This is a genomic window from Neobacillus niacini, assembly GCF_030817695.1.
Lineage (GTDB): Bacteria > Bacillota > Bacilli > Bacillales > Cytobacillaceae > Neobacillus > Neobacillus niacini_F.
In genome coordinates this window covers 1,419,748-1,433,803 of sequence record NZ_JAUSZQ010000002.1, presented here as the reverse complement: position 1 = coordinate 1,433,803, position 14,056 = coordinate 1,419,748, and the positions used below count along the sequence as shown (strand labels likewise).

Annotated in this window: 21 protein-coding genes; 4 read left to right on the top strand and 17 right to left on the bottom strand. The window is 37.6% G+C overall.

The genetic code is table 11. From position 1 onward, the window contains the following. Nucleotides 1–8: 8 nt before the first annotated feature. Both QFZ28_RS07340 and yugI read right to left on the bottom strand, forming a co-directional pair. The gene (locus QFZ28_RS07340) at nt 9–1,208 is read right to left on the bottom strand and encodes an ornithine--oxo-acid transaminase (protein WP_307194041.1); all 1,200 of its coding nucleotides are present in this window, start codon (nt 1,206–1,208) and stop codon (nt 9–11) included. 158 nt (nt 1,209–1,366) lie between these two features. Continuing rightward, nucleotides 1,367–1,771, bottom strand: coding sequence for a S1 domain-containing post-transcriptional regulator GSP13 (gene yugI, locus QFZ28_RS07335; RefSeq protein ID WP_306075957.1), 405 nt, complete (start codon nt 1,769–1,771; stop codon nt 1,367–1,369). 207 nt (nt 1,772–1,978) lie between these two features. On the opposite strand from yugI, the gene QFZ28_RS07330 reads away from it, so the two are divergent. The 3 genes from QFZ28_RS07330 to QFZ28_RS29710 all read left to right on the top strand — a co-directional run bounded on the left by QFZ28_RS07330 (nt 1,979) and on the right by QFZ28_RS29710 (nt 2,905). Then, the gene (locus QFZ28_RS07330; RefSeq protein ID WP_307194040.1) at nt 1,979–2,194 is read left to right on the top strand and encodes a helix-turn-helix domain-containing protein; all 216 of its coding nucleotides are present in this window, start codon (nt 1,979–1,981) and stop codon (nt 2,192–2,194) included. A 203-nt stretch (nt 2,195–2,397) separates the two neighbouring features. Then, entirely contained in the window at nt 2,398–2,727 is a 330-nt protein-coding gene (locus QFZ28_RS29715; RefSeq protein WP_373428051.1) for an alpha/beta fold hydrolase, read from the top strand. Next, nucleotides 2,711–2,905: an alpha/beta fold hydrolase gene (locus QFZ28_RS29710; protein WP_373428050.1), complete on the top strand. Its 195-nt coding sequence runs from the start codon at nt 2,711–2,713 to the stop codon at nt 2,903–2,905. Before QFZ28_RS29715 ends, QFZ28_RS29710 begins: the two co-directional genes overlap by 17 nt. A 26-nt stretch (nt 2,906–2,931) precedes the next feature. On the opposite strand, the gene QFZ28_RS07320 is transcribed toward QFZ28_RS29710, so the two are convergent. From QFZ28_RS07320 to QFZ28_RS07295, 6 genes are all read right to left on the bottom strand, one after another. Continuing rightward, nucleotides 2,932–3,195 (bottom strand): DUF1871 family protein, encoded by a 264-nt coding sequence (locus QFZ28_RS07320; protein ID WP_307194039.1) that lies wholly within the window; start codon nt 3,193–3,195, stop codon nt 2,932–2,934. 178 nt (nt 3,196–3,373) lie between these two features. Then, entirely contained in the window at nt 3,374–3,751 is a 378-nt protein-coding gene (locus QFZ28_RS07315) for a PH domain-containing protein (protein ID WP_307194038.1), read from the bottom strand. A 101-nt stretch (nt 3,752–3,852) separates the two neighbouring features. Then, on the bottom strand, nt 3,853–5,040 hold the full coding sequence (locus tag QFZ28_RS07310; protein ID WP_307194037.1) for an alanyl-tRNA editing protein: 1,188 nt from the start codon (nt 5,038–5,040) through the stop codon (nt 3,853–3,855). A 100-nt stretch (nt 5,041–5,140) separates the two neighbouring features. Next, nucleotides 5,141–5,653, bottom strand: coding sequence for a superoxide dismutase family protein (locus tag QFZ28_RS07305; RefSeq protein WP_307194036.1), 513 nt, complete (start codon nt 5,651–5,653; stop codon nt 5,141–5,143). A gap of 74 nt (nt 5,654–5,727) precedes the next feature. Then, entirely contained in the window at nt 5,728–5,940 is a 213-nt protein-coding gene (locus QFZ28_RS07300; protein ID WP_307194035.1) for a hypothetical protein, read from the bottom strand. Between the two features lie 90 nt (nt 5,941–6,030). Next, on the bottom strand, nt 6,031–6,768 hold the full coding sequence (locus QFZ28_RS07295; RefSeq protein ID WP_307194034.1) for a peptidylprolyl isomerase: 738 nt from the start codon (nt 6,766–6,768) through the stop codon (nt 6,031–6,033). A 105-nt stretch (nt 6,769–6,873) separates the two neighbouring features. Here QFZ28_RS07295 and QFZ28_RS07290 point away from each other — a divergent pair, with 105 nt between their 5' ends. Beyond that, entirely contained in the window at nt 6,874–7,254 is a 381-nt protein-coding gene (locus QFZ28_RS07290) for a kinase-associated lipoprotein B (protein ID WP_307194033.1), read from the top strand. A 39-nt stretch (nt 7,255–7,293) separates the two neighbouring features. Here QFZ28_RS07290 and kapD read toward each other — a convergent pair whose 3' ends face one another. The 9 genes from kapD to QFZ28_RS07245 all read right to left on the bottom strand — a co-directional run bounded on the left by kapD (nt 7,294) and on the right by QFZ28_RS07245 (nt 13,820). Beyond that, entirely contained in the window at nt 7,294–7,914 is a 621-nt protein-coding gene (kapD, locus tag QFZ28_RS07285; protein WP_307194032.1) for a 3'-5' exonuclease KapD, read from the bottom strand. Between the two features lie 172 nt (nt 7,915–8,086). Continuing rightward, on the bottom strand, nt 8,087–8,470 hold the full coding sequence (locus QFZ28_RS07280) for a hotdog fold thioesterase (protein WP_307194031.1): 384 nt from the start codon (nt 8,468–8,470) through the stop codon (nt 8,087–8,089). 112 nt (nt 8,471–8,582) lie between these two features. Beyond that, the gene (locus QFZ28_RS07275; protein WP_307194030.1) at nt 8,583–8,795 is read right to left on the bottom strand and encodes a hypothetical protein; all 213 of its coding nucleotides are present in this window, start codon (nt 8,793–8,795) and stop codon (nt 8,583–8,585) included. A 78-nt stretch (nt 8,796–8,873) separates the two neighbouring features. Next, entirely contained in the window at nt 8,874–10,382 is a 1,509-nt protein-coding gene (locus QFZ28_RS07270; RefSeq protein ID WP_307194029.1) for a leucyl aminopeptidase, read from the bottom strand. Between the two features lie 116 nt (nt 10,383–10,498). After that, nucleotides 10,499–11,116, bottom strand: a complete 618-nt coding sequence (locus tag QFZ28_RS07265; protein ID WP_307194028.1) for a 3D domain-containing protein — start codon at nt 11,114–11,116, stop codon at nt 10,499–10,501. Between the two features lie 133 nt (nt 11,117–11,249). Then, nucleotides 11,250–11,573: a YuiB family protein gene (locus QFZ28_RS07260; RefSeq protein ID WP_307194027.1), complete on the bottom strand. Its 324-nt coding sequence runs from the start codon at nt 11,571–11,573 to the stop codon at nt 11,250–11,252. Nucleotides 11,574–11,741: 168 nt separating this feature from the next. After that, nucleotides 11,742–11,873, bottom strand: a complete 132-nt coding sequence (locus QFZ28_RS07255) for a YuiA family protein (protein ID WP_307194026.1) — start codon at nt 11,871–11,873, stop codon at nt 11,742–11,744. A 156-nt stretch (nt 11,874–12,029) separates the two neighbouring features. Next, nucleotides 12,030–12,521, bottom strand: coding sequence for an NUDIX hydrolase (locus tag QFZ28_RS07250; protein WP_307194025.1), 492 nt, complete (start codon nt 12,519–12,521; stop codon nt 12,030–12,032). An 81-nt stretch (nt 12,522–12,602) separates the two neighbouring features. Further along, on the bottom strand, nt 12,603–13,820 hold the full coding sequence (locus QFZ28_RS07245) for an NAD(P)/FAD-dependent oxidoreductase (RefSeq protein ID WP_307194024.1): 1,218 nt from the start codon (nt 13,818–13,820) through the stop codon (nt 12,603–12,605). Between the last annotated feature and the right edge of the window lie 236 nt (nt 13,821–14,056).

Genomic DNA, 14,056 nt, shown 5'->3' with positions numbered 1-14,056 from the left:
TTTTTCATTTAACTAAGTACTTTATTAATGCGTTCAATCGCCCAATCTAATTCATCTTTACTAATAATTAGCGGAGGGGCGAAACGAATCACTGTATCATGTGTTTCCTTGCATAACAGCCCTTGCTCTTTTAATTCTTCACAATATTTTCGTGCCGGCTCAGTTAATTCTACCCCGATAAACAATCCACGACCTCTTACTTCTTTTATTCGCGGATTCTGAATTTCTTTTAATTTCCTTACAAAATATTGTCCTAACTCTAATGATTTATCGGATAGTTTCTCGTCTATCAATACATCTATAGCAGCGATTGATACGGCACATGCGAGCGGATTTCCCCCGAAGGTAGAACCGTGAGATCCGGGATTAAATACGCCTAAAATATCTTGGTTTGCGACTACACAGGAAATTGGGAATACACCGCCTCCAAGCGCCTTGCCAAGAATATACATATCTGGCTCGATTCCTTCCCACTCACAGGCAAACATTTTTCCAGTACGGGATAAACCAGCTTGGATTTCATCGGCAATAAAAAGAACATTGGTTTGCTTACATAAATCAAAGGCGGCTTTCATAAAGCCTTCAGGAGGAATAACAATACCAGCCTCTCCTTGAATTGGCTCAATTAAAAAAGCGGCTGTATTATCTGTAATCGTTGATTTCAAAGCTTCTAAATCTCCATAAGGTATTAGTTTTATACCTGGCAGCATCGGTCCAAATCCACGTTTATATTCGGCTTCAGATGACAAGGAAACAGCAGTCATCGTTCTGCCATGAAAGTTTCCTGTGCAAGCGATAATTTCTGCTTGGTTTTCAGGCACGCCCTTTACATCATAAGACCAGCGACGTGCTGCTTTAACAGCTGTTTCGACTGCCTCCGCTCCTGTATTCATAGGAAGTGCCATTTCTTTTTTCGTTAATTTGCAAATCTTTTCATACCACGGACCTAATTGATCATTATGAAAGGCACGAGAAGTTAACGTTACCTTATCTGCTTGTTCCTTTAATGCTTGAATAATTTTTGGATGGCGATGGCCTTGGTTAACTGCTGAATAAGCACTTAACATATCCATATATTTGTTACCTTCGGGGTCTTCTACCCATACCCCTTCAGCTCGTGAAATAACAATTGGTAGTGGATGATAGTTATTAGCACCGTATTTCTCGGTTTGTTCTATTAAAGCTTTAGTTTTCTTTTCTGCTGCCATAAAACGTTTCCTCCGTTTCAACGGTGAGTTATGTACATACCTATTTTAGCCGAGCATTGAAAAAGAATGAACCATTAACTGAAAAACTTTTTTAATGATAATAAAAAAACCTAGTTCCTGCTAATGTTTAGCATGGAACTAGGCTGTTTTAATGATTATTATTTTTTAATCAAATCTTCACGCTGTGATTGGTCAATCCATTCTTGAAGCTTGTCTTTTAATGTGTTAAAGCCTTGTTGTCCTTCAACTTCTGGTACGATTGCAGCGGCTTGACGCTTACGAGGCTTTTTAGGTTTAGCAACTGCCTGTTGTACAGGTGCTTCTTCCGTTGCACGAATCGATAAGCCAATTTTACCTGCATTTTCATCAATGGATAATACTTTTACTTTAACTTCATCTCCAACTTTCAGATGGTCGTTAATATCTTTTACATAACCATGTGTGATTTCAGAAATATGCACAAGACCTTGTGTATTTTCATCTAATGCTATGAACGCACCATATGGTTGAATTCCTGTTACTTTACCTGTTAATACACTTCCAGTTTCAATCTTTTCTGTCATGAAAACACTCCTAAGAAATAATTATTTTATCTTCTATATACGCAATAAGAAATTATAGCACATCCTGAACATATAATCAAAAAAAGGTTTTTTCTAAGAGTAACAATGAAATCGTTAACATAAAGTTTGAAAACGTTTTTTTCAAGAAATAGGATTTTTATGATAAAATAAATATGAGTTAATGTCTAAATAGGAGAGGTGAGCTCTTTGAACACAATTGGCAATAAAATCAAAAGTTATCGTGAGCATTTGAAAATGACGAAAGAGGAATTAGCTCAAAAAATAAGAGTAGGAATTCATACCATTGAAAAATATGAATCCGGTGAACAAATCCCTAGTACTCAAACCCTTCTTAAATTGTCGACTGTTCTTGATATTCCTGCATCTGAACTATTATTAGACCAACTAGATCAACATATTTAATTTTCAAAATCAATGAATAATATATAAAAAAATAGGAAATCATTATTGTATAAGCTTTCTAGTATTCCCCCCTTTTTTGAAGTGGACAAACACACATGGTTTGTCCTCTTTTTTTTGAAAAAATGTATTAGTTAGGTGTTAAATTAAGAAACTACTGGAGAAATTATTATCACTGAGATATTAGCAGAAGGTGGGTTGAATGCGTGGAAGAGAAGGTTTTTTACCGTAATCAGCTAGTTAATAATATTAATATTTATTATGAATTCTATCCAAATCCAAATTCTAAAAAGACTCTGGTACTACTTCATGGATTTCTATCTTCCACTTTTAGTTTTCGACGGTTAATTCCATTTCTAAATAAAGAATTTCAAGTGGTTTCCATTGATCTTCCTCCCTTTGGAAAAAGTGAGAAAAGCAACAAATTTGTTTATTCTTATCGTAATCTTGCACAAACAGTTATTGAGCTTATTTTCGCACTCGATTTAAAAGAGATTGTTCTGATCGGCCATTCCATGGGTGCTCAATCAAATTGACCATCCATGTTTATTAATTTGGGGTGAGTATGACAAAGTTGTCCCGCTGTCAGTAGGGAAACGGTTGAAAAATGATTTAAGAGAATCTGATCTGGTTATTTTAAAAGAAACGGGACATTTAGTCCCAGAGGAACGTCCAGAAGATGTCTTCCAGCATATTAAACAATTCCTGGCATAAAAAAACGACAGCATGACGCTGTCGTTTTATATCGTACAAGAGTCGTTATCCTTTATCAACAGCAGTTTATTAGCAATTTTAATACATTGTTCGATAGGTATGATTCTTTCAAAGGAAAATTCATATATACTTTGTATTCTTGCTGCTAATGCCCCTGGGTTGTCTACCTCATGAATTGCCTGAATGGTATCAGCTATCTCCGTGTCATAATTCCCATTCTTTAATTTGAAAGGATCCCATTCATTTAATACGTCCACAAATTGCAGATTCGTTTTCATTTCGCTTTCCATTTGATTCTCTCCTACTCCAGCATATCTATTTGTCTAGCTCCAGCGCCTAGGGGCTCGGGGTCATAAGCCAATCCGACAAGAAGGTTAAAGAGCAACCTTCTCGCCGGCTCGTCTTATGCCTGTCGCCCCTGGGAAAAATTGAACTGCATTTTTCCTTGGACAAGGCGCTTCCGCTTTTCTATTTTAGTACATATTCAGCTAAAACTGTTTGAAGTTCATAAATGTTTAGGTTTTTGTTAAATTGTTTTTGAAGCGGGAGTGCGTTACCTGAAATCCAGATTTTTAATTCTGCGTCTAAATCAAAACTCCCTGCCGTCTCGATGCTAAAATGGGTAATACTTTTATAGGGGATGGAGTGATATTCAACCTTCTTACCCGTTAATCCCTGTTTATCTACTAAAATTAGCCGTTTATTCGTAAATATAAATAAATCTCTAACTAGTTTATAGGCTTTTTCAATTGCTTCATCTTTAGCAAGAATCCTTGCAAATTCCCTTTGTGCTTCTGCTGGGTTTACCTCAGAGGCGTTTCCCATCATGCCATCAAAAAATCCCATCAACCCCACACCTTTCCGAGCCTTTAACTTTATTATACTCATTTACACTTACAATAAAAAGCTAGGCGTTATATTGACGCCATACATTAAGGTTCCTCACACTATTGGATTAGATTTAATAAATGTAAGAGCATTTGTTCACCTGAAATCAGCGCTTCCCCTCCACCTTGTGCAAATGAATCACTACCTCCACCCTTACCATTAATAATAGGAAGTGCGTGACTCATGACCTTTTTCATACTGATGTTGTTTGCTGGCCCACTTGCACAAACCAGCTGTAACCTATTCTCATTATGAGAAACAAAACATACGATTGCTTCCTCTTCTTTTGCTATGATGATTCGGGCTAATTTTTGCAGTTCCTGAATGCTTCTGTTTTGGAAAACCTTACTAACAATTTTGCCATCGATTTTGTCTAATAAGCTTTTCGCTTCATAGTGCAATATAGTTTCTAATGTTTGTTCTAACTCTTTTTCAACAGTTTTCCCATTCTCTAATAGTCGAATGACGGCTTGCTGCATTTCTGCTTCAGGAGCATTAAGTAGTTTCGTTAATTCCATGAGCACCTTATGTTTTTGGCTTAACTGTTTCATAACGCGATTGCCGCAAACAAATTGGACACGGATTTTTTTCTTTTGCCTCTCCCAGTCCAATATTTTTATCGCTTGCACTTCTCCAGTGGCTCTCGGATGAGTACCACCGCAGCCGTTGTAATCGAAGTTTGGAATAATAACAAGTCGAATATCCTCTTTTACTTTGGTCTCTTTTCGGAGATTATAATTCACTAACTCCTCTTCCGTTACCCACTTTGTTTCTATCGGTCGATTCTCGATAATGATTTGGTTGGAAAGTTCCTCTGCGCGTAAAGCTTCCGATTCCAAAAGATTCTCCGTTTCCAAATCAATGGTTAACGTTTCGTTTCCTAAATGAAAGCCTACAGTCTTGTACCCAAACAGTTGTTCGAAAGCGGCAGATAGGATATGCTGACCTGCATGCTGCTGCATATGATTAAAGCGTCTCTCCCAATCAATAACACCGTGCACAGCTCCGTTTCCCTCTTCTAACTCCGTTTCAAGGTAGTGGCGAACCTCGCCCTCCACTTCCTCGACATTTAGTACTTTAATGTTTTCAATCGTTCCAACATCATGCGGTTGTCCTCCGCCTGTTGGATAAAATGCAGTTTGCTCCAAGATTATATAGTAATTTCCATTTTCATCTTTTCTTTGTGTTACTACTTTTGCTGAAAATGATTTGATGTAAGGGTCTTGGTAGAATAGTTTAATTCCCATATTTCAATTCTCCTAGTTATTTTAGTAATAAGAAAGCCTGTCCCTCAATTATGAAGAAACAGGCTTAAAACGTCTAATTTTCGGGCTTGTTATTTTCTGTTTATTTTTCCTTAGGGATTTCACCGCATGCAATCCTATCACCGGATCCCCCTTCCGGCTGGGTCATACCGTCATCTTTTTCTTCATGTATGACAATGGTCGTTCCATCTTTCCTAATCAGCGTCGCCTTACCCTCTTTTAAAGTTACACTCGGAGCCATTAATTCTGCTTTTACTGTTCCGTCATCCTCTACAATTAAATTAGGAAGGTCTCCGGGGTGAGCGCCTTTCGGGTGCAAAAGACCATGCTCTTTCTCATCAGGGTTTAAATCCTTTCCAGCCGATTTAAAGTCTGGAGTCTTACATTCACCCTTTTCATGAATGTGAACGGCGTGTTCTCCAGACGGAAGTCCCTTTAAATCAAAAGTTAATTTTACTCCACTAGATACCTCATGTAATTTAACCGTTCCGACAGAATCGCCCTTATCATTTATCATTTTCACATCAAGTTTTGTAATATCCTTTTCTAAACAACCCGTGAGTAGTATAAGTGGGATGATCCAAACTCGTTTCATACGTATCCCCCTAAGACATTTTGTCATAGTATTAGCCCCAGGTGGAAAATTTATGTAAAAAAAGAAACAGCGGGTTATTGTTCGCTGTTTCCTTGATTATGCTGAGACAATAATTTTTCTTCGAGTTCTTTCGCTTTCAATGCTTCCCGTTTTGAAATCTTAATTATGTACCGCATGGTCAGAAGGGCACCAATCACAAAAATGGTAAAAGTAATGGCAGCTGGGCCGTATTCTGATTTATCTTCTGGAAAGTATAGAAATAACGATAATACAAATGACTGGATCATCTTTTTCTCCCTTTCTTTAAAGGAATGTCACTAAAGATTAATTATAGCAACAAAAAGTGTGTCCTGCCATTATTGAATCTCGGAAAGGGTTTACTTTAATACCTTTATATTTTTAATAGTTACATCTTCTTCTGGTTTATCCTTGGTGTCTACTGGGGTTTCAGAAATTTTATCAACTATATCCATTCCCTCCACTACTTGTCCGAAAACAGTATGACGGTGGTCAAGCCAAGGTGTGCCTCCTCTTTCATCATATGCCTCAATAATTTCTTTTGGAAATCCCGCTTTTTCCATCTCGGTTTTCATTGCCGGGTCTACTGATTTTTTCGTTACAATAAAAAATTGGCTCCCATTTGTATTGGCCCCTGAATTAGCCATGGATAATGCTCCTCGTACATTAAAAAGATTGGTTGAAAACTCATCCTCGAATGGCGCTCCGTAAATACTTTCGCCACCCGTTCCGTCTCCGTTCGGGTCACCGCCCTGAATCATGAAGTCATTGATTACCCGGTGAAAGATTAGTCCATCATAATACCCTTCCTCACCATGAGTGACAAAATTTTCTACCGCTTTTGGAGCATATTCAGGGAATAACTTAATTTTAATGTTTCCCATTGTCGTTTCTATTTCCACTAGTTTTTCATTCTCTGAAACCTCATTTGAAAGTTGAGGATAAACTGCCTTTTCCACTTGATTGCTCCCTTCCTTTTCCTCTGTTTTTGGAGCAGTGCTCTTTGGAGCTGCCTCCTCTGTCTCTTTGCTTGTCCCACATCCAGCCAGGATAAGCACACCAATCAATAAAACTAACCAAAATTGAAATTTCTTCATCACTATCATCCCTCCATTTTATTAATTTAACCGATATTTTTGTTTTTTGCACTTCGTTTTTTATATAATAGGATTAAGGTTATTGAAGATTGAGGAGTGGTTTTTATGTCAGAATTACAGATTGGTGAAATTGTTACCGGAATATATAAAACGGGAAAATATATTGGGGAAATAACTGAAATTCGTCCACAGCATTATTTAGTCAGAGTTTTAGCTGTTGTCAAACATCCTATGCAAGGGGATTTACATAATCCAAAAGAAGCGGATGTCCCAATTTTTCATGAAAGAAAGGCTCTTTCATACAGGGAGCAAGCCAATATTCCAAAGCAGATGGTCAAACTTTTCACGGAGGAAGTACCTGACTATCTTGAGTCATTAAGACAAGCGGTTGAAAAATTGAAAAAGGAATTAACAGAAAATGCGTCTGCCTGGGCAGAAATGAGTCTAAAAAGTATTGCTTCCCTAGAAAAGGATTATTTTAAATAAATAAAATTAAGGCCAAATCAGATTGAATGATTTGGCCTTTTATGCGAATTCATTTAATAGTTTTGAAAAATCAATGCGGTCCCCAATTGTAGTAGGTTTTGGCTTTTCTAAATAGCGTTTATCCTTTTCAACAAGACGGAAAATATTGTAGGTAGTCAACGCATCATCCAACGCTCTATGATGCTTTCCTGTTCCTTCCTTACCGTATTCCTGTACAGCTTTCCATAATCCTGTCTGGTTTTGATCACCAAAGAAGCGTTTATACTCCATGGATAAATCTAGTTCTGTTGCCTTAAATGGAAATGCCACCCCTGCTTCTAAACAATTATGCCTTAGTACCTTCATATCCATATTTCCCCAAGTGACAATGGTAGTTTCATACTCATTATTGAATTCTCCTAACTTCCGGACGAGTTCATAAAATGAAATTCCCTGGTCAACCTGCTGCTGTGAAATATGTAAGAATGATTTACAGCGTTCAGATAAAATCGGGAATTTTAGTGGTGTTACATAGGATGAGAATTGCTCTGTAATTTGATCATCAACAACTGCCACGAGTCCAACCTCAATAATCTCTGCATAAAAATCTTTCATCCGGACATTTCGTTCAGGCATTGTAAATTCAAAATCAATAAAGATAGTTTGTCTCTTTTCCTTCATTTTTTCACCACCTTTTTCAGGTTTCTTACTACCATTATATAAAGAAACCTGTACAAAGTATTGTACTAATTCTCTATATTTCTTACATTATATCACGAAATTAACATAAATTTTTTAAATATTTTTTCAATTTAGCCAAAAAAAGATGGAAAATATCCCATCTTTTTTACCATCACTTTTTTAATTTAATCACTGCGATGGTACATCTTGAAACACAAATGAGACGATCCTTCTCATCCGTAATTTTGATATCCCAAACCATGGTTGTTTTGCCCTGGTGCAGAATGGTCCCAACTGCGGTTACGGTGCCCTGTGTAATTGGGCGAACATGGTTAGCGTTAATTTCTAAACCAGCAGCACCTTCGGTTTCTTTATCAACCAATTCATATGCACCAACACTTGCAACTGTTTCTGCCAGGGCAACAGAAGCACCGCCATGTAATAAACCAAATGGCTGGCGTGTTCTTTCATCTACTGGCATGGTTGCAATAACCTTTCCTGGTTCTAAATGCGTTATTTCAATACCTAATGTTTCAATTAATGTGTTTTTAATCATTCCTCTCTCCCTTTCTTTTTCATTAAATGTATATATTCTCTTTTACGTTGGAAATTCCTTTTATGTACTTACAAAGAAAAAACAGCCTCATCAGCTGTTTTTAAAAATCAATCTAATAGTAATAAGGTGCTCCATATCCAGGGTAACCATATACTGGCGGGGCATAAACAGGATAGCCATAATATGGGCGAGGATATCCATAGAATGGACGAGGATAAATCAATGCGCTTCCTAATAGCCCGCCTACTAATCCACCTAAAAAAGGCAGCCCAAAGCCAATAAATCTTTGGTTATGTTTAGAATATGGGCTTCGATAATAATACATGCAGCCAAACCTCCCTTTTGCAATACTTGCCTACACTACTTCATATGCGAAAAGAGAGTGGATGGGTTGGGCAAATCATTACTTTTCGATTGGTTCAAATCGTTCTACGAATAGAGCTAGTGTCCTGGTCATTACACCTGTTGCTCCAGCAGGACCAAGATCGTGTTCCTTAGATGTCGTAGAAGTTCCTGCAATATCCAAATGAACCCAAGGAGTCCCCTCAGTAAATTCCCCGATAAAGGCACCCGCTACAATGGCATGACCTTCACTGCCAGGAGAATTGTTTAAATCTGCAACTTTACTGTTTCTAACTCGTTCTTTATCCTTCTCAAACAACGGTAATTGCCAAATTGGCTCTCCTGATTCCATTGAGGCTTCTAATACTTGTTCATACAATGTTTCGTGATTCGTCATGGCACCGGTTGTATGTAATCCAAGTGCTGTAATAACCCCACCTGTTAGAGTTGCCACATCAACCAAATATTCCGCACCATGGTGCTTAGCATAGGTTATAGCATCTGCTAAAACAAGCCGGCCCTCTGCATCCGTATTTAACACTTCGATTGTTTTCCCGCTCATAGAGGTAATTACATCATCCGGCTTAAAGGCGTTACCCGAGATCATGTTATCCGTTGAAGGAATAACCGCGACAACATTTTGCTCTGGTTTTAATTCCCCGATAATTTCCATTGCACCTAGAACAGCCGCAGCTCCACCCATATCGGTTTTCATACCTACAATGCCAGCTTTGGTTTTGATAGAATAACCGCCCGTATCAAAGGTGATTCCTTTTCCAACCAGTCCAATAACATCCTGCCATTGTTCTTTCCCCTGGTATTTGAGAACGATCATCTTAGGAGGCTCTGTCGACCCTTGGTTAACAGCTAGAAAAGCTCCCATACCTAACTTTTCAATTTCTTCTTTATCTAGAATTTCAACCTCAAAATCATATTTAGCAGCAAGCTCCTGGGCATAATCCGCCATGTTCTTTGCTGTAAGCAGATTGCCTGGAATATTTACTAGTGTGCGAGCAGAGTTGGTGCCTTTTCCAAAAGCAAGACCTACAGTTAGCGAAGCAGAAAGTTCTTCCTTATCCATACTTTCACTATAGACGGTGATCTTCTCGATTCTCTTTTCTGGCTCATTTGACTTTTGCTTGTAGCCATGGAATTGGTAAGTGGCGAGAGTAAAGACTTCACTTACAGCATGTGCTGCTTCTAGTTCGCTTACTGCCCCCGCCGTAAAAGAATCCAAAAGAACGCCACATTCTTGAAGTTTGCTTGCTTTTAACGCTTTAAAAGCCTTCCCTAAAGCCTCACTTAGCCTTTCAAAGTTAAAATCCTTTTCTTTTCCAAGACCAACAAACCAAATTCTTTTTGCTCCGATTTTACCGAAGCTATGTACTTTGCTAATAGTTTTAATCTTTGCAGAGATATCACCTGCTCTAACAAGCTCTCTTAATTGACCTTCAAATTGTTCATCCAGCTTCTCTAAGGTACCTGTAAACTTTTCGGGTTTATCAAAAATTCCAATAATCAATCCTTCGTGACCTTCCGAAAGGTTAAATTCATTTTTTACATCAAACACGTTTTTCCACCTCCGTGTATATTACCTGTTCATTATATCGGAACCATGAATATATTTCGAGTTTCTAAGTATTTCATTACGTTAGAACAATAAAAATAGCAGGCTCTATGCCTGCATTATTTTCTCTCTGTACCAATATACTGCTGACGGAAAACCTGCATGGATTTGTCTTCATTTAATGCTTGCAACTCCGCCTCTGTAAGTTTTCCCTTTCCCTGCTCTATAATATATACATCGATTTCCTTTTTACCCCACTTTTTATAAACATCCTCAACTGTTTCATAATAAAGGTCAACTTTATCTCCCTTAATAGCTCCGCCTTTATCTGCTACAACCCCTAACCCATACCCGGGAATGAACAGAATGGTGCCAATCGGAAAAACCGATAAGTCTGCAGCTACGGTTGAGTATAAATCCCGTTTTACTTTAACACCTGAATAGGTTATTCCATACTCAGGATGGCTTTCATTTTTACCCGTGGATTCAATACCTGCTGTATATCCTGTTGCGATTACTGTTTTTTTCGGGTACTTCGACCAATCAAAGGCATCCTCTAGAGCCTTTGGTGTCTCTGAAGCTACGGCGTTTGAAGCTGCATGGGCTTCAAGCTCTACCATTTGTTTAATAAACAATTTAAGATTAATACCTGTAATAGATTGAACCGTTACTAATATGGCAATCAGGAAAAGAACGGTCATCGCAAAACGCTTTGTCCAATTTTTGATTTTATTCATTAAGATTTTCACTCCTCCCAAAATATTCATTTCCCAACCCGCGAGGAAATATTCAAAAAGGAGTAAAATCCTAATCATAAAAAAAGCTTTTTACCTAAGTTAGTCCGAAAGTGGAGTAACCCAGGCAAAAAGCTTAAAACATTTGATATCCATTTTTCCTTAACATTTTGATTGTAACACCAGCGGCAATGGCACCGGCTAACCCACTAAGTAATATTAGAACATCTGCTGTTGCTAATGATCCCAATTTTTGACCAAGATCTTGAAACGCTATTTTACTATTTGTTATATATTCGATAAACCTTACCTTATCGACAATAAAAATGGCGATAATCGGATATATTATTGCCATAATCCAGGACATCCTTAAAAGCATATTAAGTATAAAACCAATTCCAAAAAATAGCACAAAGAATAATAAGATCGATATGATTAAAACAACAATACTCATTTGCATGGAAATACCTCCTTTACACATCCAGTTATTAGTTTACTTAATGTCCAAAAGGGAGTCAATCCTTACATATCAGATTATCGTTACCTATACCAGGAAAAATATACAAAAAAAATAGCTTCCCGAAGTATCTCGTGAAGCAGCTCTTGTTGATCTTAGAAGCTCGTCAATCTACTGTTTTTCCCGTTTCTCGCCAGTGCCCTCGCAGCAGGTACATGTTTCAGATCCCCCAAGCAGTAATTGAAAATATCCCGTACCTAAACAATAATCACAAATTTTAGTATCTACACTAGTCGTACTCATTCAAATCAGCTCCTTAAAATATTATTTAAATTTTCTGATAATATACCAAGAATTCCAGAGAAAGAAAAGGACGAAATTTATTCAAAATTGAATGAGAAAACGGATACATCATAAGTTTTCTTTCATTTTCTAAGTGTTACTTAAATTATCAAAAAATTAGAAAAATAATTTATAAGCACTATATTTAAACTGATCCCCAGGGTTTAGTCCATCGTATCCTGGATTGGTTAAAGTGAGATTTTGGTTGATAAGGTAATGCAGCATAATCGAGGCCTCTTTTTCTTGAAGGAGGTCTTCTGGTGCAATAAACCTTGCCTCATACAATTCATTTTCCTGATGTTGGATTTTCCCTTCATCTAATGGTTCAAGTAAAAAGACGAGCATATTATCACTAATTTCTTCTGAAATGACACCTGTTCTTAGCCCTATCAATCCCTTGACAACACAATCTATTCCGGTTTCCTCCTTTACTTCCCTAACAACAGCCTCATCTGCCGTTTCACCTTCGTCTACAAATCCGGCGGGAAGTGACCACTTTCCCTTCAGACCACCGTAACGCTTTTTTACAACCAGCCAATTTCCCTCAGAAGATTTGACTAACCCGCCAACCGCTAACCAAACCTTTCCTCGTTTCGCTGTATTACTCATTGTAACCCCCCTCACCCTGCCTATTTATGTATATAGTATCAAAAAAAGGACAGATTTCTCTGTCCTTTTTTCAAATTCTATTTAGAAAACATTAAATTTACCCTTTTTTAATACAAGCCCTGCGCCGCCAATCATGTATAGCGAACGATTATCGACTACTTTTTTCATAAAGGACGCCTTAGCACCAGTTACTTTTTTGCCAAACACAACTCCAATGGCATCATCATGACCAAGTGAACAAACTGTTCCTTTATTATCAAACGTAAAGGTTTCAAGATCCTGCTTGTCTCTCACCAATGCAGCTAAGTTACGAGCAACGACTTCACCCTGCTGCATAGCGATTTGTGCTGTAGGAGGATATGGGCGATTGATTTCTTCATTGATAACAAGTGAGCTGTCCCCAATAATAAACACATCATCAAAACCTGGTACACGAAGGTCAGGCTGAACTTTCACACGACCTCTCATTGCTTCAAAACCTGATTTTTCGATGATTGAATTCCCACGTACACCAGCAGCCCACACGACCGTTTCTGCTTTAATTTCACGGGGTTCTTCCTCACCTTTTGCTACTATGATTCCATCAGGTGTACATTCTTTAATGGCAGTTCCAATTAAGAATTCTACCCCTTTACGCTCTAATTGTGATACAGCGTAGTTAACTAGTTCAGGATCAAACCCTGGCAAAACAGTTGGTGCTGCTTCTACACAGATAATTTTTACTTTGTGAGAATCAACATCATATTCGTGACATAGCTCAGGTATACGATTTGTTAATTCTCCTAAGAATTCAATACCTGTAAAGCCTGCTCCGCCAACAACGATAACCAAACGATTATCATTCTTTTCTTCTTCCATGTTATAAGTGGCAAATTGATACTCAATATGCTCACGTAATTGACGTGATGAATTTACATTGGTAATTCCAAAAGCATATTCCTTTAATCCCTTAATTCCGAAAGTTTCAGGTTCTCCTCCAAGAGCAATAACCAGGTAATCATACTCGACTTCGCCCTTTTCTAAAATTACCTTTTTCTCTTCTTTCTTAATTTCTACAACCGTATCCTGTACAAAATCAACTTTACTTCTATCAATAACATCACGAATGTCATAACGTACACGGTCATGATGAAGTGTACCTGCAGAAGCCTCATGCAGCCATGTCGTTTCATAATGGTAATCATTTTTATTAATTAACACGATATCAGCTTCATTTACACCAACAAGCTTTTGCAACCTTACAGTTGTCATAAGCCCGCCATACCCCGCACCAACAATAACAATTTTAGGCTTTTTCAAAGTGATCACTACCACCCTTTTATAATTTTGAGTAATATACTTGTTCTTATCTTCCTCAGCATGTTACATTTTTATTTTGTTTAGAGGAAAAAAGTTTGTGATATAATTCACGTATGATGACACAAAAGATTTACTTTTTTGTCACAAAAAATTAACATCTATCCTCAATACATATTATGCTAAACTCTTCACATTATCAAGTGGTTTACATGATTATTTTTAAAAAAAAAGTTTAA